Origin of the sequence: Streptomyces sp. NPDC016845 (assembly GCF_044332585.1) — a bacterium.
GTDB lineage: Bacteria > Actinomycetota > Actinomycetes > Streptomycetales > Streptomycetaceae > Streptomyces.
This window is the reverse complement of sequence record NZ_JBIRPI010000015.1, coordinates 18,853-40,343: the sequence shown is the minus strand read 5'-3', so window position 1 is coordinate 40,343 and position 21,491 is coordinate 18,853. Positions and strand designations below refer to the sequence as shown.

General features: G+C 71.5%; 21 protein-coding genes and 1 pseudogene. 11 read left to right on the top strand and 11 right to left on the bottom strand.

Going from position 1 to position 21,491, the window contains the following annotated elements; all coding sequences use genetic code 11:
* The first annotated feature begins 29 nt into the window (after positions 1-29).
* Entirely contained in the window at positions 30-1,232 is a 1,203-nt protein-coding gene (locus ACH4RC_RS28835; protein ID WP_398206089.1) for a serpin family protein, read from the top strand.
* Between the two features lie 50 nt (positions 1,233-1,282).
* Here ACH4RC_RS28835 and ACH4RC_RS28830 read toward each other — a convergent pair whose 3' ends face one another.
* Positions 1,283-1,795 carry a TspO/MBR family protein gene (locus ACH4RC_RS28830; protein ID WP_398206087.1) on the bottom strand — a complete coding sequence of 171 codons (513 nt, stop codon included), beginning with the start codon at positions 1,793-1,795 and terminating at the stop codon, positions 1,283-1,285.
* Between the two features lie 228 nt (positions 1,796-2,023).
* On the opposite strand from ACH4RC_RS28830, the gene ACH4RC_RS28825 reads away from it, so the two are divergent.
* Positions 2,024-3,457 (top strand): VCBS repeat-containing protein, encoded by a 1,434-nt coding sequence (locus tag ACH4RC_RS28825; protein ID WP_398206086.1) that lies wholly within the window; start codon positions 2,024-2,026, stop codon positions 3,455-3,457.
* A 7-nt stretch (positions 3,458-3,464) separates the two neighbouring features.
* Here ACH4RC_RS28825 and ACH4RC_RS28820 read toward each other — a convergent pair whose 3' ends face one another.
* On the bottom strand, positions 3,465-5,279 hold the full coding sequence (locus ACH4RC_RS28820; RefSeq protein ID WP_398206085.1) for a bifunctional sugar phosphate isomerase/epimerase/4-hydroxyphenylpyruvate dioxygenase family protein: 1,815 nt from the start codon (positions 5,277-5,279) through the stop codon (positions 3,465-3,467).
* 62 nt (positions 5,280-5,341) lie between these two features.
* On the bottom strand, positions 5,342-6,235 hold the full coding sequence (locus tag ACH4RC_RS28815) for a shikimate dehydrogenase (protein WP_398206083.1): 894 nt from the start codon (positions 6,233-6,235) through the stop codon (positions 5,342-5,344).
* A gap of 231 nt (positions 6,236-6,466) precedes the next feature.
* Here ACH4RC_RS28815 and ACH4RC_RS28810 point away from each other — a divergent pair, with 231 nt between their 5' ends.
* Both ACH4RC_RS28810 and ACH4RC_RS28805 read left to right on the top strand, forming a co-directional pair.
* Positions 6,467-7,132 (top strand): TetR/AcrR family transcriptional regulator, encoded by a 666-nt coding sequence (locus ACH4RC_RS28810; protein ID WP_398206082.1) that lies wholly within the window; start codon positions 6,467-6,469, stop codon positions 7,130-7,132.
* A gap of 178 nt (positions 7,133-7,310) precedes the next feature.
* On the top strand, positions 7,311-8,681 hold the full coding sequence (locus ACH4RC_RS28805; RefSeq protein WP_398206080.1) for an MFS transporter: 1,371 nt from the start codon (positions 7,311-7,313) through the stop codon (positions 8,679-8,681).
* Positions 8,682-8,711: 30 nt separating this feature from the next.
* Here ACH4RC_RS28805 and ACH4RC_RS28800 read toward each other — a convergent pair whose 3' ends face one another.
* Positions 8,712-8,915, bottom strand: coding sequence for a hypothetical protein (locus ACH4RC_RS28800; RefSeq protein ID WP_398206079.1), 204 nt, complete (start codon positions 8,913-8,915; stop codon positions 8,712-8,714).
* Between the two features lie 230 nt (positions 8,916-9,145).
* On the opposite strand from ACH4RC_RS28800, the gene ACH4RC_RS28795 reads away from it, so the two are divergent.
* The gene (locus ACH4RC_RS28795) at positions 9,146-9,997 is read left to right on the top strand and encodes an SDR family NAD(P)-dependent oxidoreductase (RefSeq protein ID WP_398206077.1); all 852 of its coding nucleotides are present in this window, start codon (positions 9,146-9,148) and stop codon (positions 9,995-9,997) included.
* 84 nt (positions 9,998-10,081) lie between these two features.
* Positions 10,082-11,038, top strand: a complete 957-nt coding sequence (locus ACH4RC_RS28790; RefSeq protein WP_398206075.1) for an aminoglycoside phosphotransferase family protein — start codon at positions 10,082-10,084, stop codon at positions 11,036-11,038.
* A 165-nt stretch (positions 11,039-11,203) separates the two neighbouring features.
* On the opposite strand, the gene ACH4RC_RS28785 is transcribed toward ACH4RC_RS28790, so the two are convergent.
* Entirely contained in the window at positions 11,204-11,746 is a 543-nt protein-coding gene (locus ACH4RC_RS28785; protein ID WP_398206073.1) for a TetR/AcrR family transcriptional regulator C-terminal domain-containing protein, read from the bottom strand.
* Positions 11,747-11,902: 156 nt separating this feature from the next.
* On the opposite strand from ACH4RC_RS28785, the gene ACH4RC_RS28780 reads away from it, so the two are divergent.
* Positions 11,903-13,159, top strand: a complete 1,257-nt coding sequence (locus ACH4RC_RS28780; protein ID WP_398206071.1) for a beta-ketoacyl-[acyl-carrier-protein] synthase family protein — start codon at positions 11,903-11,905, stop codon at positions 13,157-13,159.
* A gap of 160 nt (positions 13,160-13,319) precedes the next feature.
* Here ACH4RC_RS28780 and ACH4RC_RS28775 read toward each other — a convergent pair whose 3' ends face one another.
* Together ACH4RC_RS28775 and ACH4RC_RS28770 are read right to left on the bottom strand one after the other, a co-directional pair.
* Positions 13,320-13,808, bottom strand: coding sequence for a hypothetical protein (locus ACH4RC_RS28775; RefSeq protein WP_398206069.1), 489 nt, complete (start codon positions 13,806-13,808; stop codon positions 13,320-13,322).
* Positions 13,809-13,980: 172 nt separating this feature from the next.
* Positions 13,981-15,426 carry an FAD-dependent monooxygenase gene (locus ACH4RC_RS28770; RefSeq protein ID WP_398206067.1) on the bottom strand — a complete coding sequence of 482 codons (1,446 nt, stop codon included), beginning with the start codon at positions 15,424-15,426 and terminating at the stop codon, positions 13,981-13,983.
* 142 nt (positions 15,427-15,568) lie between these two features.
* Between ACH4RC_RS28770 and ACH4RC_RS28765 the strand changes: the two genes are divergently transcribed.
* Both ACH4RC_RS28765 and ACH4RC_RS28760 read left to right on the top strand, forming a co-directional pair.
* A complete protein-coding gene (locus ACH4RC_RS28765; protein WP_398206066.1) occupies positions 15,569-16,204 on the top strand; it encodes a TetR/AcrR family transcriptional regulator C-terminal domain-containing protein in 636 nt (211 codons plus the stop codon).
* Between the two features lie 161 nt (positions 16,205-16,365).
* Positions 16,366-16,785, top strand: coding sequence for an SHOCT domain-containing protein (locus tag ACH4RC_RS28760; RefSeq protein ID WP_398206065.1), 420 nt, complete (start codon positions 16,366-16,368; stop codon positions 16,783-16,785).
* Between the two features lie 28 nt (positions 16,786-16,813).
* Here ACH4RC_RS28760 and ACH4RC_RS28755 read toward each other — a convergent pair whose 3' ends face one another.
* The 3 genes and pseudogenes from ACH4RC_RS28755 to ACH4RC_RS28745 form a co-directional block, all read right to left on the bottom strand.
* Complete coding sequence (locus ACH4RC_RS28755; RefSeq protein ID WP_398206063.1) at positions 16,814-17,812, bottom strand: aldo/keto reductase family protein; 999 nt, start codon at positions 17,810-17,812, stop codon at positions 16,814-16,816.
* Positions 17,813-18,208: 396 nt separating this feature from the next.
* Positions 18,209-18,447 (bottom strand): annotated as a pseudogene (locus tag ACH4RC_RS28750) (DNA alkylation repair protein); the annotation flags it as partial.
* A 145-nt stretch (positions 18,448-18,592) separates the two neighbouring features.
* Positions 18,593-19,357: an MBL fold metallo-hydrolase gene (locus ACH4RC_RS28745; RefSeq protein WP_398206062.1), complete on the bottom strand. Its 765-nt coding sequence runs from the start codon at positions 19,355-19,357 to the stop codon at positions 18,593-18,595.
* 125 nt (positions 19,358-19,482) lie between these two features.
* Between ACH4RC_RS28745 and ACH4RC_RS28740 the strand changes: the two genes are divergently transcribed.
* Complete coding sequence (locus ACH4RC_RS28740; RefSeq protein ID WP_398206060.1) at positions 19,483-20,082, top strand: ABATE domain-containing protein; 600 nt, start codon at positions 19,483-19,485, stop codon at positions 20,080-20,082.
* Positions 20,083-20,163: 81 nt separating this feature from the next.
* On the opposite strand, the gene ACH4RC_RS28735 is transcribed toward ACH4RC_RS28740, so the two are convergent.
* Positions 20,164-21,048 carry an aldo/keto reductase gene (locus ACH4RC_RS28735; RefSeq protein ID WP_398206058.1) on the bottom strand — a complete coding sequence of 295 codons (885 nt, stop codon included), beginning with the start codon at positions 21,046-21,048 and terminating at the stop codon, positions 20,164-20,166.
* A 197-nt stretch (positions 21,049-21,245) separates the two neighbouring features.
* Between ACH4RC_RS28735 and ACH4RC_RS28730 the strand changes: the two genes are divergently transcribed.
* On the top strand, positions 21,246-21,341 hold the full coding sequence (locus tag ACH4RC_RS28730) for an Ms4533A family Cys-rich leader peptide (RefSeq protein WP_398206056.1): 96 nt from the start codon (positions 21,246-21,248) through the stop codon (positions 21,339-21,341).
* Positions 21,342-21,491: the final 150 nt, after the last annotated feature.

Sequence of the window (21,491 nt, the reverse complement as noted above, 5' to 3'; positions counted from 1 at the left end):
GGGCGCGCGGGACGGCCGGTGGGGGCGGTATGGCAATCGCGACGACGGTCCGCGCGGTGAACGACCTGACCGCGCGGTGGGCAGACGTCTCGGAGGGCGGGACGGTGTTCTCGGCGGCGGGGGTGTGGCCCCTGCTGGCCCATCTCGCCGACGGGGCCGACGGCGCGGCGCGAGCGGAACTGGCGGAGGCGATAGGGCTGTCCGCCGGGCAGGCGGCGGGCGCCTCACGCGAGTTGCTCGCCACGATGGGCACCGTACAGGGACTGGACGCGGCTCTGGGGCTGTGGACGAAACGCACGCTGAAACTGCGCGAGGAGTGGGAGACGGCGCTGCCCGCTCACGCTCATGGGCTGCTCACCGGGGACGACGAGAGCGATCACCGGACGCTGGACGCGTGGACGGCGGAGCGGACCGGCGGGCTGATCGACCGTATGCCGGTCGATCTGGAGACGCGGACGCGGTTGGTGCTGGCGAGCGCGCTGGCCCTGCGCACGGAGTGGCAGCTCCCCTTCCGCCATGAGGAGCTGACAACGGCGTACGGGCCGTGGGCCGGCAAGCCTCTGCTGGGTCTGCGGCGCTCCGGCGGCGCGACCGACGAGGTCGCGGTGGCGGACACGTCCGCCGGGCGAGTCACCGAGGTGAAGGTGCTGGGGAACAACGACCTGGACGTGCACCTGCTGCTCGGCGAGGAGGGCATGAAGCCGGGGCGGGTGCTGGGGGCCGGGCTCGACATCCTCGCCGGCCGGTGCGCGGCCGTGCCGGGGCCGAAGCTGCCCCACGGGAACGCCGGACCCGGTCTGCGCGTGGAGGACGTGCGCTGCACGCGGCCCGAGCCGCCGTCCCTGGAGGTCGCGACCGCGGCGTTCGACATGAACGAGAGCCACGATCTGCGCGACCGGCGCCAGTTGTTCGGGCTCACGACGGCCATGGACACCACGGTGGGGCACTTCTCCGGCATCAGCGATTTTCCGCCGCTCGCCGTCGGGTCGGCCAGGCAGAACATTCTGGCGAGGTTCCGTGCGCTGGGCTTCGAGGCCGCCGCCGTGACGGCCATCAACGTGGTCGCCACGAGCCTGCCCGACCTCCGCTACATGACCACCAGGGTCAGCGCCACCTTCGACCGCCCCTTCGGCTTCCTCGCCCTGCACCGCCGGACCGGGCTCGTGCTGACGGCCGGCTGGGTCACGGAGCCGTTGCCCTTCACCGGATACGGCCGGCACGACGAGCGGTGAACGGTCAACGGTCAACCGGTATGGGCCCGGCGACGCGCAGGCCCTGTTCACTATCTGTTGCGCCGTGCGATCTCGGCGTTCAGGGCAGTGGCGAAGGTGCACCACAGCGCGTAGGGAACGAGCGCGACCGCCGCGCCCCGGTCGATGTGCGCGGCGCGCCGCACCAGGTCCCACGACGAGGCGGCCGTGGCCGCTGTGACGGCCAGGCCCGCGTAGGGCGTGCGTGCTTTGAAGAACGACCAGCCGAAAGCCGAATTCAGGGCGAGGTTGACCGTCAGGGCGTTTGCCCAGCGGCGACGCTCTCCAGCGGGGGCACGGCGCAGGGTTCGTCCGCCGCAGGCCGCGATGGAGACGTACAGCGGTGTCCACACCGCCCCGAAGGCCGCCGGTGGCGGTTGCCACGGCGGCTTCTTCAGGGAGCGGTACCAGACGTTGTCCGGATCGATGGCCAGCGATCCCACCAGCGCCGTGGCCGCCACACCGGCGCCCACCGGAACGTAACTGCGCAGCGCGCCCGGTGCCGGCCGCCCCGCGGGCCTCGACAAAGCACTCAGTAGTCTCATGCCTCACGTGTTCCCCGCACCCGGCCCACCACTCGGTCCGCACGGATCACGTCGCCCGTCCGACTTCACTGAGGATCCACCTGTGAAGTCGGAGTCACCTGGCGTCAGCGCGCCGACGAGAACGGGTGCCGCGCGTTCAGCAAGTTGCCACCTCGCGTACAACCGTTCGCCACCTCGGGCAGTCGAACCCCCATACGTAGGCAAGTAACTGCGAACGGGAGTTGCCCTGTGCGTCTTCGTCTTCTCGTCACCGCCACCGCCGCGGCCCTCGCGGCGACCGGACTGACCCTGCCGGCGGCCGGGGCGGCGGGTGCGGCGCCCGCGCTGCGCGGCGACTTCAACGGTGACCGCTACCAGGACCTCGCCGTCGGCGTGCCCGACGCCACCGTGGCCGGCAAGGCGCAGGCGGGCTATGTGAACGTGGTCTGGGGCGGGCCCGGTGGCCTCGGCTCCAAGGGGTCCACGACGATCAGCCAGAACAGCCCCGGCGTGTCCGGCGGCGCGGAGGCGTACGACCGGTTCGGTGCCGCCGTGGAGAGCGCCGACACGGACGGCGACGGTTACGCGGATCTGGTGGTGAGCGCACCGGGCGAGGACATCGCGGCCGGGACCACGGACAGTGAGGGCATGATCAGCGTCGTACGGGGCGCGCCCGGCGGTTTCGCGGGCGGCTTCTCGGTGGCCAAGGGCGCCGGAGCGTTCAGCGCGATCGGTGAACAGCTCGCCGTGGCCGACTTCGACGCCGACGGTGATCTCGACCTCGCCCTCGGTGTCGCCGGCGACGAGAACGGCTCCCTCGCCTGGCGCCCGGGACCGCTGACCACCACCACCGCGGACACCACTTCCCGCATCGCCGGGCTCGGCATGGGCGGGCGGGTCCGTGACCTCGCCACCGGCGACTTCGACGGTGACGGCGTCGACAACCTCGCCGTCACCTGGCGCGCTCTGGAGAACTCCGCCATCGACGTCTACACCTGGGACGCGGCGGACAAGCCGCTCAAGAGCTGGAGCACTCCGGACTTCGGTCAGTCCCTGGCCGCCGCCGACCTCGACCGCGACGGTGTCGACGACCTGGCCGTCGGGCTGCTGTCCGCCAACCCGGACTCCGAGGACGGCCGCTCCAAGTGGTGTGCCGACCTGAACGGTGGAACGGTGCTCATGCTGCACGGAGCGGAGGGCGCGGGCCTGGGCGGCGACTTCGACTGCGTCACCCAGTCCAGCCCGGGCGTTCCGGGCAACGCCGAGGCGGACGACGACTTCGGCTACTCCCTCGCCGCCGGTGACACCGACGCCGACGGCTATCCCGAGCTGGCCGTGGGTGTCGACAGCGAGGCGATCGGCGGCGCGAAGAACGCCGGCATGGTCGTCGTCCTGGAGGGAACCGCCGACGGGCCCGTCAGCGGCGGGTACGGCTACCACCAGGGCAGCGCCGACGTTCCCGGCACCGTCGAGGCGGGCGACCGCTTCGGCAGCGCCGTCGCCCTCGGCGACTTCGGCTCGGACGCCCGGGCCGACCTCGTGGTGAGCGCACCGCAGGAGAACGCCGGCGCGGGCGGCGTCTGGTCCTTCCCCCACGCCCTGGCCCCGAACTCCCGCGCCCTCTCCCCGGCCGGCCTGAACCTGACCGGCGCCGCGAAGTACGGCTCCGTGCTGGCCCGCTGAACCGGGATCACCCCGCTGCCCCCGCCTCGTGCTGCGCGGCGAGCCGCACCGGAGCGTTCTGGGCGCCGTAGCCCCGGTAGCCGTCGTCGCGCTGGGTCAGTTCGAAGAAGACTCGGCCGACGGTGCGCGTGTAGCAGTGGCGGAAGGTGCCGCCGCCTGCCTCGCGGTCGTAGAGGATGCCTAGTTCGCGGTAGGTGTCGAGCTCGTCGGGCTCGAACTCGTAGCGGGCCGCGAGGTCGTCGTAGTAGTTGGCGGGGATGGGCAGCAGGTGGCCGCCAGCGGACAGGTGGCGGCGTGCCGCGGTGACGATGTCGTCGGTGGCGAGGGCGATGTGCTGGGCGTGGTCGTCTTCGCCGCCGGGGGCGGGGCCGACGCCGAGGGCCACGCGGACCGAGCCGTCGGCGGTGGAGAAGGCGCGGCTTCGGCGCAGCCCGTAGGGGTCGGCGACGTCGACGCTGTCCTGCGCGTCGAGGCCGAGGACGCCCTGGTGGAAGAGGGCGGCTTCGTCGAACTGGTACCAGGGCTGGGTGAGGGCGAGGTGGTCGATGCCGCGGACACCGCCGGTGCCGTGGTCCGTCTGCCGCTCGCCGGTGGGTTCGAAGTCGCGCTTCCAGCTGGTGAGTCGGGGGCGGTCGGTGGCGCAGAAGAAGAGTTCGGTGCCGTCGGGCGCGGCCACGGCGTCGAGCAGTACGTCGCTGGGCGCTCGGCGGCGGGGCAGGACCGGGGCGAGCAGAGTCTCGGCGCGGTGGGCGGCGCCCGCCGGGTCGGGTGACTCCAGGCCGACGGCGGCCAGGACGGTGCCGTCGCGTCGGGCGGCCGGTCCGGTGTTGAGCAGGACGCGGGCCTCGCCCTGTTCCCACAGGTGGACGGGTTTGTTGCGGTGGCGTCCGGTGCGGGTGAAGCCGAGCGCGGTCAGGAGGGCCGCCGCGGGTTCGACGTCGGGTGTGACGAGTTCGGTGAAGGCGATCCCGGTGGGCACGACGGGCGCGGGCGCCCCGCCCTCGCCGACGGCCTCCTGGAGGATGAGGAGGGAGCGCAGCGCGTCGACGGCGGTGGGTCCGGCCTCGGCCTGCCGGAAGACGTCGTTGAAGACTTCGAGGGACAGCGGCCCCCGGTATCCGGCGCGCAGTACGTGCCTGAGCAGTCCCGCGAGGTCGAGGTCGCCCTGGCCGGGAAAGCAGCGGTGGTGGCGGCTCCACTGCAGCACGTCCATGGCGAGGTACGGCGCGTCGGCGAGCTGGAGGAAGAAGATCTTGTCGCCGGGGATGTCACCGATCCCCTTGGGGTCGCTGCCCGGATCGCTGCCTTTGGCGAGGATGTGGAAGCTGTCGAGGCAGACACCGAGCGCGGGATGGCCGGCTTCCTCGACGATGCGCCAGGCGTGGCGGTACGTGTTGACGTGGCGGCCCCAGGCGAGCGCCTCGTAGGCGACGCGGATGCCGTGGTCGGCGGCGCGTTCGGCGAGTCGGCGCAACTGGTCCGCGACGAGCGCGTCGTCGTCCGCGGCGAGCGGCGAGACGCTGGAGCAGACGAGCACCGTGTCGGCGCCGAGCCGCCGCATCACCCGGAACTTGTGCTCGGCGCGGCGCAGATTGCGGGCGAAGGCGTCGGGGGGCACGCCCTCGATGTCCCGCATCGGCTGGTACAGGTCGATGGTGAGTCCGAGGTCGGCGCAGAGCGTCCGGATCTGCTCGGGCGTGAGGGGGCTGGCGAGCACGTCGTTCTCGAAGATCTCCACACCGTCGAAGCCGGCCCGCGCGGCGGCGGTCAGCTTCTCGGTGAGTGTTCCGCTGAGCGAGACGGTGGCGATGGAGGTACGCACAGCTGACTCCTTCAGGACGTCTTCACGGCGAGGGGGCGCAAGGGCAAGGGTGCCGGTGCGCCTCAGTCGGCACGCGTCACCGCGCCGTCGGCGGCGGTCAGTTCGGCGAGATGAGCGAGCATGCGTACGGTGTCGGGCTCGCACCCCGTGAACAGGCGGAACGCGTCGGCCGCCTGGAAGACGGCCATGCCGCCGCCGTCGAGGACGGTGCAGCCGCGCGCGCGGGCGGTGCGCACCAGCTCGGTCTCCAGCGGCCGGTAGACGACCTCGGCGACCCACAGGCGCGGGTGCAGCAGGTGTGCCGGGAGGGGCAGGCCGGGGTGGGCCGCCATACCGGTGGGCGTGGCGTGCACGATTCCGTCGGCGTCATCGAGGTGTTCGGCGAGCGCGGACGGAGCCGCGTGCGCCGCACGGCCCGCGCCGAAGTGCCGGTCGAGCGACGCGGCCAGCTCGGCGGCCCGTTCCGTCATCGCGTCGACGAGGACGACCTGTCCGGCGCCGAGGGTGAGCAGGGCGTGCGCGACCGCGGCGCCCGCTCCCCCGGCGCCGAGCTGCACGATCCGCTCCATGCGGGCGTCGGGCAGGCCGCGCGCGAAGGAGGCGGCGAAGCCGGTGACGTCGGTGTTGTGACCGACGGCGCGGCCGTCCTCGAAGACCACGGTGTTGACCGCGCCGAGCGCCGCGGCCTGCGGTGACAGGGCGTCGAGGTGTGCGACGACGGCCTGTTTGCAGGGGTGGGTGACGTTCAGCCCGTCGAAACCGAGCAAGCGGGTCGCGTGCAGCAGGGTCTTCACCGCTTCCTGGGGCCGTCCCCGCACGCCGAGTACGTCGAGGTCGAGGAGCCGGTACAGGTACCGCAGGCCCTGCCGGTCGGCCTCCCGGTGGTGCAGGGCGGGGCTGAGCGAGGGGCCGATGCCGGAGCCGATGAGGCCGACGAGATACGAGTCCTGCGACACGGGGTCCTCCTGGCCGGGCTGACGGAGTTACCAGTTGGCTAATGTACGAACTGGTTCGTTACTCATATCAGGCCTGCCCCGCCCCTGTGAAGAGGAGGGGAGAGGAACGGAAGAGAAGAGGAGCGGAAGAGGACCAGCCACCACGGTGCGTCGCGACCCCGGCTTCTACAATCGCCAGGAACCGCCCAGGCCAGTCAGCCGCTGGTCCGCCGCCCGCCCGAAGGATCGCTGATGACCACTGTCGAAGAGCCGGCACGGCGTGCGGGCCGCATCCGTGACGCGGCCCGTACGAAGGCCGAGATCCTGAAGGTCGCCACGGAGGAGTTCGCCCGCGCCGGGTACACCGGAGCCCGCGTCGACGAGATCGCGGCCCGTACCCGCACCACGAAGCGGATGATCTACTACTACTTCGGCGGCAAGGAGCAACTGTTCACTGAGGTCCTGGAACGCAGCTACGCGGTGATCCGGCACGCGGAGCGGGATCTGGACGTCGAGCACGCGGACCCGGTCGTCGCGATCCGCCGGCTCGCCGAGCTGACCTTCGACCACCACGAGGCGCACCCGGACTTCATCCGGCTCGTCAGCATCGAGAACATCCACGACGCGGAACACATCACCGCCTCCGAGACGCTCAGTTCGCTCAACTCGCCCGCGATCGAGGTGATCGGCCGGATCCTGGAGCAGGGGCGGCGCGAGGGCGTCTTCACCGCGGACGTGGACGCCGTTGATCTGCACGCGATGATCAGCTCGTTCTGCTTCTTCCGGGTCTCCAACCGGCACACGTTCGGCGCGCTGTTCGGGCGCGATCTGACGGCCGCGGACCGCCGGGAGCACTATCGGACGATGCTCGGGGACATGGTCATCGCCTACCTCACGGCCGGGCGTCCGGCCGAGTAGTCCGCGCGATCCTCCGCGGCACGACCCCTTGACAGGCGCGGCACACCGGCGCAGCATCCGTAGCCATCCACTGCTAACTATCCAGTGGGTTAATTAGCCGGGCGCTCCCCCGGCACGCCGCCCCGCACACCCACAGGGCCCGGCACCTCTCCCCTTCTCGTCCCCCGAAGGAGCCCGTGTGTCCGTCCCCGCCGCACCGCCCCGCGCCCAGGGCCAGCCCCGCAAGGCCGCGCTCGCCGCCTGGATCGGCAGCGCCCTGGAGTACTACGACTTCTTCATCTACGGCAGCGCCGCCGCCCTCGTGTTCCCGAAGGTGTTCTTCGACGAGTCGGACCCGGCCGACGCCACGCTGCTCTCCCTCGCCACGTTCGGCGTGGCCTACGCCGCACGCCCGGTCGGCGCGTTCTTCCTCGGCCACATCGGCGACCGGCTGGGCCGCCGCAAGATCATGGTGTTCACCCTGATGCTGATGGGTTTGTCGACGTTCCTCATCGGCTGCCTGCCCACCCGCTCGCAAGTCGGCACGTTGGCACCGGTGTTGCTCGTGCTGTGCCGGGTACTGCAGGGCATCTCGGCCGCGGGTGAACAGGCCAGTGCCGGATCGATGACACTGGAACACGCGCCCGCCCACCGCCGCGCCTACTTCACCAGCTTCACGCTCAGCGGCACCCAGGCCGGACAACTGCTCGCCACGCTCGTCTTCCTGCCGATCGCGGCACTGCCCGAGCGCCAACTCCTCTCCTGGGGCTGGCGGATCCCGTTCTGGCTGAGCGTGCTGGTCACGATCGCCGGCTACGTCATCCGTCGCACGCTGCACGAGACCCCCGAGTTCACCCGGCACACCCGGCAGGCCTCCGCGGCCGAGGGGCCGGCACGGCTGCCCCTCGCGATGCTGCTGCGTGATCACTGGGCGGACACGCTGAGGGTGATCGCGTGCTCCCTCGTGGCATCGGTCAGCACCATCTTCACCGTATGGGCCCTGTCGTACGCGACGAGCGACGCGGTCGGCATGGACCGCTCCGCCATGTTGTGGGTGGGCGCCCTCGCCAACCTGGTCGCGCTCGGCACGATCCCGCTCTGGGCCTGGTCGGCCGATCGCATCGGGCGCCGCCCGGTCTTCCTGATCGGCGCGGCGGGCAGCGCGCTGCTCATGTCCGGCTACCTCTGGGCGATCTCCACGGGCTCGTACCCACTGACGTTCCTGCTCGGCATCCTCGCCTTCGGCGTCGTGTACAGCGCGGCGAACGCGGTGTGGCCCGCCTTCTACGGCGAGATGTTCCCGACCCGGGTCCGCCTGTCGGGCATGGCGATCGGGACCCAGATCGGCTTCGCCGTGGCCGGGTTCGCGGTGACGTTCGCGGCCCACTTCTCAGGACCGGACGGCGACAACTGGGGTGCGGTCGCCCTGTTCACCGCCGCCCTGTGCGTGCCGCCGGTCATCGCCGCCCTCACGGCACGCGAGACCCGCGAGGTCCCCACCGAGCGACTCGGCGAACGCCGCGCGACGGCCGACGAAGTCGCGGCCGGCGTCCGCAAGGCGACCGTCTGAGCCGAGCGCCTCGTACGGACTTCCTCAGGGTCAGCCGTGGGCCTGGATGGCAGCGGTGATCTCGGCGAAGCCGGTGAAGTCGGCGAGCGTGTGGAAGGTGGAGGGGGCGCGTCCGGTGAAGAGCCGGAACGCGTCCGCTGTCTGGTGGACCAGCGTGCCTCCGCCGTGGCGGACGGTGCGTCCCAGGGCGTGGGCCGTGTGCGGGAGCGGTGTCCACAGCGGGTGGTGGTTCACGGTAGCGCGGTCGCGGCTGCGCGCTCGCCTCGGCGGTCGGACGGGGCGTGAACTCCTCACGGCCTGACACGATCATCCGCCGGAAGCCGTCACCGCGCAGATGCACGGAGCGCGGAAGCCGCTCGGCCGGCGACACACGTGTCCGCACAGTGCCGGCGACACACGTGTCCGCACAGTGGTTGTCCGTCCGGGGGACACCTCCGGCATAGCATCCACAAAAAAGGAGCACCATGACCATCGACCCGCAATCTCCACTCGCCAGGGGCACGGCGATCGTGACCGGTGCCTCCTCGGGCATCGGTCAGGCCTACGCACGACGGCTCGCCGCGGACGGCCACAACCTGGTGCTGGTGGCCCGTCGGGCGGACCGCCTACGGGCTCTCGCCGCTGAGCTGACCGGGACACATGGCGGCGTACGGGTGGAAACCCTCGGTGCGGATCTGAGTGACAGCGAAGACCTGGACCGCGTGGTCCGGCGGGCCGCCGAGGACGACATCGACGTGCTGGTGAACAACGCGGGCATCAACGGATACGGCCCCTTCGCCGAGACCGATCCCGCCCTCCTGGAGAAGGTGCTCGCCGTGAACGTGGTGGCGGTCACCCGGCTCGCTCGCGCGGCTGTGCCGGGCATGCTGGCGCGTGGCCGCGGCACAGTGGTCAATGTCGCGTCCACTCTCGCCTTCGCCGGCTCGCTGCCGCCCGGCCCTCTGCCGACACGAGCGGTCTACGGAGGGACCAAGGGCTACGTGGTCACCTTCAGCCGGACCCTCGCCGCGGAGCTCGACGCCTCCCCGGTCCGCGTCCAGGTGTTGTGCCCCGGGCTCACAGCGACCGAGTTCCACCTCACCCAGGGGCAGGAATCGGTGAGCGGCGACCAGGCGCGCGTACACGACGACGGTGGCATGCCCGTCGAGGACGTGGTGACCGCTTCGCTCAGGGCTCTGGAGACCGGAGAAGTCGTGTGCGTGCCGGGGCTGGTCGACGGCGCGGCGGTGGATCGCATCACCGAGGCGGAGACCGGGCTCCGAGCCTCGTCCGCCGGCACACTCGCGCCGCGCTATCGGGACCCCGCGCAGCAGTGAGAACGGACAGCCGACGCCCCGTGGACGGCAGTGCTCGCGGAGCCGCCGGCCGGACGAGTGGGCGTCCACGGACGTACTCGTAGGATGCACGGCGACTGTGTCGACCAGCTGTGGGGGGACTGGAACGTGTTGGAGGAGTTGGCCCGCGTGGCTCCCGAGGTCCGGGACCGGCTCATCGTCCGGTTCGGCCCTGATGTGCTCGGTTGGTGTGCCGAGCTGCCGGCTCTCGTCCGTGAACTCGCCGCTCGGTGGGGCCTGGAGCCGGTCGCGGCGAGTGGTGGGGGCACCTCGCGGGTGTTTCGCTGCGTGCGACATGACACCGGTGCCTCGGTGTGGCTGAAGCTGACGCCGGAACCCGGGATCGCCCGTGAGGAGGCCGAAGCCCTACGGGCCTGGGAGGCGACGCCGTCGGTCGTCACTCTCCTGGCAGAGGACCTCGCCGCCGGAGCCTTGCTGCTCGAGAACGTGGAACCAGGGGTGCCGGTGCGGCAGCTCGCCTGGAGTCTGCCCGAGGTCGCGGCGCTCCTGCGTGACCTGCGAATCCGCACTCCCGGGCCCGGGAAGCACTCAGTACTGCGGCCCCTCTCGCACCGGATCGACTTCACCTTCGACCTGACCGACCGCAGGCTGGCGGCGGCGCAGTCGCGCACGAACGGCCTGGTCTCCCCGACGATGCTCGTTCACGCCCGAGCCGCGGCCCAGGAACTCGCGGCCGGCGGTCCCGTAGGCCTCGTACACGGCGATCTCCATCCCGCCAACGTGCTGTCCGGCCCGGACGCCCGCATGGTGGCGATCGATCCGAGGCCGACGTGGGGCGACCCGGACTTCGACGCTGTGGACTGGGTACTCGAAGGCGCCGCCGACCCGGCCACGTTGGAGCGGAGGATCGAGGGGCTGGCAGCGCTGGTCCCCGGCCTCTCCCCCGAACGTGTGCTGCGGTGGTGCCGGGCTCTGGGCGTCCTCGCAGCGGTTCCCAGAGTGTGCGCGGGGAGGGACGACGCGGAGATTCGGTTCCTGCTGGCCCTGGCGGCGCACGACTGAACTGCGGGCGGGCCCGACGCATGGGTCCGGGCGAGTCGCATGCTCCGGAGGTATTCGAGCGGCCTGGTCGAGCGGTCGGAACGAGACACCCTGCGCGGGGCTTCGCGTCGGGCGGCCGCCGCCTCCGTTCCCAGTTCGGCCCGCCTCTGACCTGTCATAACCGCCTCAGTCGGGATCGACTTCCTCGTCGTAGATCGTCAGTGTTCCCGCGAGGTCGAGATCGGCGACCGTGCCGTGTGCTCCGGCGCGGACGAGCAGCACCGCGCCGAGAGCGGTGCTCCAGAACGTGCGGACCTCCACGTCGAGCGGTCGGCGGGCCTTCCAGTCGCGGTCGCCGATGATCTGGCTCACGAACTGTTCGGACTGCCGGAACAGCAGCCGGAGGTGCTGGTCGACCACGGGGGCGAGTTCGGGCTTGGAGATTCCGGCGGCGAGTGCGCGCGCGGCCGACGGGAGCGAGGGCATGGCGAGTACGGCCCGCGCGATGTTGCGCCGGAAGGCCGGCGCGTCCGGGGCCTGGCGGCCGACCCGTTCGACGCGTCGGGCATCGTGCAGCAGGCCGAGGAAGGCGGCGTGCACGAGCAGCGAGTCCTTGGCGCCGAAGTGGTAGGTGACCTGGTTGGGAAAGACGCCTGCCGCGTTGGCGATCTCGGCGACGCTCACCTCCGCGCCGGGTCGCTCCTTGCAGAGCTGTGCGGTCGCCTCCACGAGTCGGCGTTTTGTCGCATGACCGCGCTCACGCGGCCGGGCCTGACCTGATCGAGCTGCGGTTCGCTTCTTCTCCACACCCGAATTGTATGTGATACAACTGCACCCGTTCGTTGATTTGTATCGCATACAAGAAAGAAAGAAGGGGTTGAGGGCATGCACAGGACTGATGTCGTCGTGACCGGACTCGGCGCGATCACACCGCTCGGCGCGGACGCGGGGTCCACCTGGAACGCCCTGCTCGCCGGGGAATCTGGTATCCGTGGTGAAGTCCTGCCCGACACCGTCGCGGGGACGATGGCCGTCGACCCCGCCGAGTCGCTGACGCCGGTACGGGCCAGGCGGCTCGACCGCTCCCAGCAGGCGGCCCTCGCCGCGGCTGCCGAAGCCTGGGCCGACGCCGGCGCCCCGGCGGCGGATCCGGACCGCCTCGCGGCGGCGATCGGCACCGGCATCGGGGGCGTACAGACGCTGCTCACGCAGGACGACGTCCTGGAAGCGTCCGGCGTCCGGCGCGTCTCGCCCCGCACGGTCCCCATGCTCATGCCCAACGCGGCGGCGGCGTTGATCAGTATCGAGTACGGGGCACGGGCCGGTGCCTACACGCCGGTCTCGGCATGCTCGTCCGGTGCCGAGGCGATCGCCCTGGGCGCCAGGCTCATCCGCGCCGGTGAGGCGGACGTGGTCATCGCGGGCGGGACCGAGGCGGCGATCACCCCGATCACCGTCGCGGGCTTCGCCCAGGCCAAGGCGCTATCACGGCATACCGGCGAACCCGCGTCGGCGTCCCGGCCGTTCGCCGCGGACCGCAGCGGATTCGTCCTCAGTGAAGGCGCCGCTGTCGTGGTCCTCGAAAGCGCGGAACACGCCCGCGCCCGCGGCGCGCGCGTCCACGCGGTGCTCGCGGGCGCCGGGATCGCCGCCGACGCGCACCACATCACCGCGCCGGCGTCCGACGGCTCCGGGCAGATCGCGGCCATGCGGAAGGCCCTGGCCCAAGCCGCCCTGGACCCCGGGGAGATCAGCCACGTCAACGCCCACGCCACCGGAACGCCACTCGGTGACGCCGCCGAAGCACACGCCGTCGGTCAGGTCTTCGGCCACGCCACCGTGACCGCCCCCAAGGCGGCGCTCGGCCATCTCTTCGGCGCCGCCGGTGCGATCGAAGCGCTCATCGCCGTTCTCAGCGTGCGCCACGGCGTCATCCCGCCCACCCGCAACCTCGCCGCGGGCGGCGTCGACCCCGGCATCGCCCTCGAACTCGACCTCGTCACCGAGCCACGGCACACGCCGCAGCGCGCCGTTCTCAGCAACTCCTTCGGCTTCGGCGGACAGAACGTCTCCCTCATCTTCACCAGCGGGGACCGCCAAACGGACCGTACGGACTCCGCCGAGTCGGGACGCGCCGAGTGATGTCTGGAGGGCTCGCCCGCTGCCCGCTTCCGACGGGCCGCGTAGCGCAGCCGGGCAGCGCTGCCTGTCCCACGAGGTCGGTCTTGTCCCCTGCCGTGGGGAAGCACCCCGATGCCGTGCGGGCAGTCGTCGAGGACAGAGATCCGCCGCGGGGCCTTGATCAGGCGGCCCGCTGCGACGGCACGGTCCTGATGCCCGGTGCCTGGCCGGCCTCTTTGTGCGCGCAGGTGCGCGCGGTCTCGGTGTAGGGCAGGCGCATACGGTGCACGAGATCACGCGTCGTACGCCGGGTGAGACGGCTGCGCCACGCGACGTCGGGGTAGCACGCGCGCAGATGCGCCACCGCGCGCATGCCCAGTCCGCTGTCCTGCAGCGGGGAGGCCACATACATCTCGGTGATCACTCCGCTCGCGCACTCCTCGCACACCTCGTACGTGAGCCGGCCGACGATGCGGCGGGTGTAGACGAGCAGCAGGCTGTCGGCCGACGCGGCCGGGGCGGGCGAGTGAACGATCCGCACGTCGCGGTAGGCGAGCAGCCGTCGGTGCAGCTTGCCGCGTCGGCGGCGCGCCCGGGCGTGCCGGGAGGCGGTGCGCCCGGGGAGCGCGCGTGCGAGAGATGTCGGCGCCGCTGCAAGTGTCTCTAGCATGCGGTGCGACTACCCCCGCGATATGCGCTCAATCGGCGTGCTTGCGAGACCGGCCCGGCGCCCGGCGCGGGTAGCCGTTTCCAGCGGGCCGGCGGGGGTCAGGACCGGGCTGCGAGCTGCCCGGGTAGGCGGCGTGGCGGACACGGGCGGGGGGCTCGGTGGCCCCTCCGCCTCAGCCCGCGTGCGTGGCGGCCACCGCCGCACGGGCGGCTCGGGCCAGGGCCGCGTCGTCCGTCTCGTCGCAGGCCCAGGCGACGTGACCGTCAGGCCGTAGGAGTGCGGCCCGCACGTCCGCCCATCCCGCGGGCGGCTCGGCCAACGCGCCACGGTGACAAGGACCGGACAACACCTCAGCTCCGGTCAGATCGAGCAGGACGTGCCGGGCGGGGTGCAGGAGCGCGAAGAGGCCGGTGCCGTTCAGCGCCAGGTCCGGGGCGCGTCGGCCGGTCAGCGGGTGCTCCCCTTTCGCGGGGTAGGCGACCGCGAGGGCGGACAGGCGGCGGGCGAGTTCCAGGGAGAACTCGGGGACGGTGGCGATGCACTGCGCGAGCAGGGTGCGCAGTGCGGTGATCTCCGGTGTGGAGCGGTTCATCAGCGCCGTCTGGGCCCGTGTGCTGAGCAGCAGGTCGGCGCCGACGGGGTGGCGTTCCGCGTGGTACGTGTCCAGGAGGGCGTCCGGGGCTGTGCCGCGGACGGTCGCGGCGAGTTTCCAGCCCAGGTTGGCGGCGTCCTGGATGCCGACGTTCATGCCGACGCCACCGGCCGGGTAGTGCATGTGCGCCGCGTCGCCGGCCAGGAGGACCCGGCCCGCGCGGTAGTGGGCGGCCTGGCGGGTGGCGTTGCCGAACCGGGACAGCCAGCTCGGGGTGCGCATGCCGAAGTCGCTGCCGGCGATACGTACGACCTTGGCGCGCAGTTCGTCAAGGGTGAGGGGGCCCGGGCGGTCGGCGTGACTGCCTTCGGGGTCGCCGCCGACGATGCGATGGACGCCGCCCGGCAGCGGAACCACCATCAGGCCGCCGTGCGGGCCCGATATGTTGAGGACGGGCGTGTGCGGCGGCTCGTCCAGGACCACGTCGCCGAGCCACCCCCAGGTGGTGGCGCCGGTGCCGGGGAAGTCGATGCCGGCGGCCTCGCGGACGGTGGAGCGGGTCCCGTCGCAGCCGACGACGTACGCGGCCCGCAGAAGGCAGGCCCCGTCGGGACCCTCGGCCCGCACTGTCACCCCGTACGCGTCCTGTGTGAGCCCGATAACCCTGTGACCTCGGCGGATGTGTGCTCCCGCGGCGCGCGCACTGTCTTCGAGGAGCTCCTCGGTGCGGGCCTGCGGCAGGGCGAGGGTGAAGGGGAACGGGGTGTCCAGGCCGGCGAAGGACATCCGTTCGTCGAGACCGCCGAAGTGGCCGTCGGGGATGCGGCGCCCTTCGGCGAGGAAGCGGTCCACCACCCCGCGCAGCGCGAGTACTTCGAGCGTGCGCGGGTGCACGGTGAGCGCCTTGGAGTGCGGGTCACGCTCGTGGCGCGCCTCCAGGACCGTCACCTCCACGCCGCCCAGGCGGAGTTCCGCGGCGAGCCAGAGCCCCACCGGTCCGGCTCCGACGACGATGACCTGTTCCATGGCGTCTCCCTTGTTTCCATGACGACTGTCCCTGCGGCGGCTGTCCCCGCGGCGCCTGTCTCTGCCGTGACCGTCTCTGCGACGGCACTCGACTTATTATTGGTCAGTGACCAAGACGCGGGAGCGCCAGTAGACTAGGTCAGTGACCAAAAAGCAAACGCGGACGACCGCCGGACCCCGCCTCGACCCCCGGGCCGTGGTCCGCGCGGCACTGGAGTTGCTGGACGACAAAGGCGCGGACGCGGTCTCCGTGCGCGGTACGGCGGACCGGCTCGGGGTGCGGATGAACACCGTGCTGTGGCACGCCAAGACCAAGGCGCGGCTGCTGGAACTGATGGCGGACGCGATCGTCGCCGAGGCGCCCCTCGACGGTCTGCCCGCCGCCTGGGACGAGCGGGTCGCCGAGCTCGCCCGCCGCTACCGTCGCGCGCTGCTCTCCCACCGCGACGGGGCCGCCATCGTCACCGGCACCTACGCCGCCGAACCCGCCACCCTGGCCTTCGCCGAGAAGATGATCGCGGCACTCCTCGACGGCGGACTGCCCGCGCGCGAAGCCTCATGGGCCTGCTGGACCGTCCTCTACTTCGCCCTGGGGCTCACCCAGGAGGAACAGGCCTCGACGGGGGCGGCGGCCGACGAACAGCGCTTCGCTCAGGCGCTCGCGGCGGGCGACTACCCCTCGCTCACCCAGGCCGCCCCTCACCTGACGGACGCGTCCTTCGAGGACCGCTTCGAGTACGGCCTCAGCCGCATCCTGAGCTCCCTGGCACAGGGTTGACGCTCCGTCAGCTCTGACGAGGGGCCGGTGCCGTCCCGGCTCAACTCACCTTCCGCGGGTGATGCCGTACCGACCGGTGCGTCGCTCAATGAAGTGCAACTCCCGGAGGGACACCGCCGCCCGCGCGAAGCCGTGCGGGCGCGAGGAAGGAGAGCAGCACTGTGAGCAGTTCCGTCACCCTCGCCTACGACTATCCGCTCTTCGGCGTTTTCTGGACCACCATGTGGTTCTTCTTGTGGATCCTTTGGTTCTTCCTGCTCTTCCGCATCATCGGCGATCTCTTCCGCGACGATGCGCTGAACGGCTGGGTCAAGGCGGTCTGGATCGTCTTCGTGATCGTGCTGCCGTTCCTGGGTGTCTTCGTCTACGTCCTCGTCCGGGGCCGGGGCATGGGCCACCGCGAGGTCAGCGCCGCCGAGTCCCGTCAGAAGAATTTCGACGAGTACGTACGCCGGACCGCGGCGTCCGACACGCCCCCTGCCACCCCGGCCGACGAGCTGACGAAGCTGTCCCGGCTCAGGGAGCAGGGCGACATCTCGGAGGAGGAGTTCCAGCGGGCCAAGGGCAAGGTGCTGCACTGACCCCGGCAGTGGCCTGACCGGCGCCTGGTCAGCGGTGTTTGATGCCGGTCCGGGCGCCGGGGGCGAGGGTGGGTTCGGCGACGGGGGCGTCACCGAGCGCCTGGTCGACCGCTGCGAGAAGGTCGTCCGGCAGGTCCACGCCGGAGGCGCCGGCGTTGGCGTGGACCTGTTCGGGACGGGAAGCGCCGGTGATCGCGGAGGCCACCTCGCCGCGGCGCAGGACCCAGGCGAGCGCCAGGGTGGGCATGCTCATCCCGGCCTCCTCGGCGATCGGGACGAGGCGCTGGACCGCTTCGAGCGTGGCGTCGCTGTAGACCAGGTCCTTGGAGACGGCCATGTCGGCGGAGGCGAACCGGCTGCCTTCCGGGACGGGCTGTCCGGGCTTGTACTTGCCGGTCAGCACGCCCTGGGCAAGGGGTGACCAGACGATCTGGGAGATGCCGTTGTCGGCGCACAGGCCGAAGACCTCGGCCTCGGGGGCCTGCCACAGCATGGAGTACTGCGGCTGGGAGGAGACGAAGAGGCCGGGCCCCGCGACATCGACCGCGGCTCGGATCTGCTCAGGGGTCCACTCGCTGAAGCCGATGTAGCGGGCCTTGCCCTGCTCGACGACCTTCTGGAACGCCTCGACGATGTCCTCGACGGGCACCGTGGGGTCGAAACGGTGCGCCTGGTACAGGTCTACGTGATCGGTCTTCAGGCGGGTGAGGGAGGCGTCGATCTGTTTGTCGATCTGCGCCGGGGACAGCCCCTGGTCGGCCGGGTCGTCGGACATCGGGAAGTACACCTTGGTGGCCAGGATGTAGGAGTCGCGGGGGCGGGAGGAGAGGATCTCGCCCCAGGCCGTCTCCGCGGCTCCCTGACCGTAGACGTTGGCGGTGTCGAAGAAGTTGATCCCCGCGTCGAACGCCGCTTCGGTGCAGGCCCGGACCTTGTCGGCCTCGATCCCGCCGGAGTAGGTGAGCCAGGATCCGAGCGAGATCTCGGAGACCTGGAGGTCCGAGCTGCCGAGTGTGCGGTACCGCATGGTGCTCCCTTGCGTCGGTGTGGAGGTGTGGGTGTAGCGGTGTGACGGTCTGGCGGTGTAGCGGTCTAGCGGTGTGAGGCCAGCGTCGACGAAGCGTCCGCTCTAGCGCGGTATTGAAACGGCCGGTGTCGCCCGCCCAGGTCGCCGCCCGTGCCAGGCCGGTGTACCGGACGACGCCGTCGACACGGTCGACACGGTCCAGGGTTGGCGGATCGCGGTCCGGGAAACTCTTTGCCGAGCCGGGCACCCGTGGCCGAGGGTATGGCCGTCATCACGCTCGCAGAAGCCGGCCGTACGGCGAAGAAGTTTTCCATGATCGTGGTGTTTGCCGCCTCCGGCGCGGCCCGGGCCGGCTGATCGTCGACCGTCTTCTGACCCGGCTCCCCGGTCCGTCCCGATGACGTCGAGCAGCCCCGGAAAATCGAGCCCCTCGGGCTTCTTCGCCACGCGCTCAGTGGTCAGAGCCCATCCGGCGCTCGCGACCGGGGAACCGGGTCCGCCGACCATCCCCGGCGCAACTCCTCCTTGTGCGGGCTCTTCTTCACGACGTAGTTCACGAGCCAGTCGTGCGCCTTCGGAGAACGTGCCTCGCGGGCCACGGAGCCCAACTCGTCGCGCTCGAACGCCTTCGGGCGGCGAGCACGGCCAGTTCGGCCAGTGCTTCGTCCACCGTCGTCCCGCCGACCCGGACCTCCCACGTTCGACCACGGCAACGTTGCGACGTTGCGACGTTCAGTGGGACGAACCTCCCAAGGCCGTCCCACCGGCCGGTGCAGGGTGTCAGGCCAGCTCGACGCGGTCGGCGAGACCGGCGGCGGTGAAGGCGGCGAGCAGCGGATCGCGGCCTTCGCTGAAGTGGGCCCAGCTGTCGAAGTGGACGGGGACGATCCGGCGGGCGCCGAGGATCGTGGCGGCCTCGGCAGCCTGGGCGCTGTCGAGAGTGAGGAGCGCGCCGTCGAAGAGGGCCGGCACGCGGACGGCACCGGCGAAGAGAACCGCGGTGTCGACCGGCCCGAACCGGTCGGCGATCCGGCGGACCAGGTCGAGCGAGGCGTTGTCGCCGCTCACATAGACGGTGGGGAGACTCTCGCCGGTCAGGACGAAGCCGGTGACTTCTCCGGTGACGGGTTCGCACCCCTCCGGACCGTGGAGAGCGGGTACGGCCGTGACCGTCACGCTACCGCCGCCGGGCCGGTCCAGGCCCACGGACTCCCAGGGGGTCAGGCCCCGCGCGGTGCCGCCCAGGCGCTGCCCGGCACTGGGGGTGGTGAGGGTCAGCGGCACGTCCGCGAGCAGAGCGCGGCCACCGTGGTCGAGGTTGTCGGCGTGCTCGTCGTGGGAGAGGAGCACGGCGTCGATACGGCCGACGTCCGCGGGCGCGGCCGAGGACGGGCGCGTCTTGGTGAGGCCACCGCCGGGCGACGGGTACTCGCCGGGGGCGTCGAACGTGGGGTCGGTGAGCAGGCGCAGCCCGCCGTACTCGATCAGAGCCGTGGGGCCACCGAAGGTGTGCACCGGAACCGGAACCGGAACCGGCACCGGCACCGAACTGCTCCTCCCGCTACCACTAATACCGACACCGACACCGACATCATGGATACGTTCGTCGTTTCCCATGATGCCCACGCTAGGCCGACGTCACGGAAAAGCGCAAGGTTTACCATGAGGACATGCAAGCCACCGAACGCGCCGTCGCCCCCCTGCCCCCCGCCCCCGGCGCCGACCGGTACCTCTCCGTGGACTTCGCCGACACCGCGACCACCCTGCCCGGCGGCAACGCATACGACGTGCTGGCCGCCCCGGACTCCGCCATGTCCTGGCTTGCCGGGCACGACCTGACCCCGCCCGACGTACGGGTCTACGACACGTGCGCGCACCGCATGCGCACACTGCGCCGACACGTACGCGCACTGTTCGCCGCCCGCGTCGAAGGGCACGTCCCACCGGAGCGATCCGTACGCGCGCTGAACGAGGCGCTGACCCGGGTCCCCACCGCGCCCCTGCTCGCCTGGGACGCGGCACAGGGCCCCCACCGCGCGCCCGCCCACCCCACCGACCAGGCCGTGAACCATGCGCTGGCCACCCTCGCCGCCGACGCCGCCGATCTGCTGACCGGCCCGGACGCCGACCGACTCGCCGCCTGCGGCGCCGCGCCCTGCGACCGCTTCCTGGTACGCACCCACGGCCGACGCCACTGGTGCTCGACCCGCTGCGGCGACCGCGTCCGCGCCGCGCGAGCCCGCCGGAGCACCGCCACGAGCGACACGTGACCGTCTGCGCGTGCACCGCGGCGGGGACACGGTCGGGTCCGCCTCGCCGAGCTGTAGGGCGTGCGCGGCGACGCGAGCGTGTCAGGCCGCGTCGAGCCGGGCGAGCTGCTCCGCGCTGAGCTCGAGGCCGGCCGCGGCGGCGGAGTCGGTGACGGAGGTGGGGCGCTTCGCACCGGGGATCGGGATCACCACGGGGGACTGCGCCAGCTCCCATGCCAGCGCCACCTGCTGCGGGCTGACCCCGAGCTCCGAGGCGACCTCCTGGAAGGCGGGGTGGTCCTCGGCGAGGCCCTTGGCACGGTTCAGGCCGCCGAGCGGGCTCCAGGGCAGGAACGCGAGGCCCAGTTCGGCGCAGACGTCGATCTCCGGACGGCTGCCGCGGAAGGCGGGCGAGAACTGGTTCTGCACGCTGACGAGCGCGGGGCCGAGCACTGCGTGGGCCCGCCGGATCTGCTCCGGGTTCGCGTTGGACAGGCCGACCATGGCGACCTTGCCGCTGTCGTGGATCTCCTTGAGCGTGTGCACGACCTCCTCGTAGGGGACGGCCGGGTCCGGCCGGTGGTGCTGCCACAGGGCGATCTGTTCGACGCCGAGGCGGCGCAGCGAGTCGTCGACGGACTTGCGCAGATGCGGCGCGGAGCTGTCGGTGGCCCAGTCGCCGCCCTCCGTGCGGACGTGGCCGCCCTTGGTGGCGAGCAGCACGCGGTCGCGTACGCCGAGTTCGTCGAGGAGTCCGGCGATCAGGCGCTCGTTCTCGCCCTGGGCGTCCGCACCCTTCTCCGCGCCGGGGCCGTAGGCGTCGGCGGTGTCGAAGAGGGTGACGCCCGCGTCCAGCGCGGCGCTCACCGTGTCGAGCAGTTGCGCGCGCGGCTGGGCCCCGGTCTGGTCGAACGTCATCAGGCCCAGCCCGATGGCCCCGACCTCGTGCCGTCCGACGGTGTCATTGCCGATGAATCGTGTCTGCATGGTGGACGACGTAACCAGCGGTGAAGTCTTCCAAACTTGCACGACACTTGCACGACACTTGCACGATCGCCTTCGCCCATGAGCGCTCGGTCAACTTCACCGCGCGCAAGCGGTGTTGCCTCACCAGTCCACACATTGAGACGTTTCGTCTCACCACGCGTTGACATTTCCCGGATCGGTGATTCATATTCCTGTCCATGTCACGCAGCCCCTCCACCCCCGCGAACGCCGCCTTCCGGCTGGCGCTCATCGGTGTGACCGGGCACAGCGTCTCCGACATCCACTGTTGCTGACGCCTGCCAGCGTGCGCGTCGCACTTCTCCCCGACTGCGCACCTGCATCCCTTCACCCGCAGGCGCGACAGTCCCGGTGAATCCGGTCGCCTTCTTCGCCACCCGAACTCCTCGGTGCCGCCTGCGCGGTTCTCATCCCGTTGTGGCAGT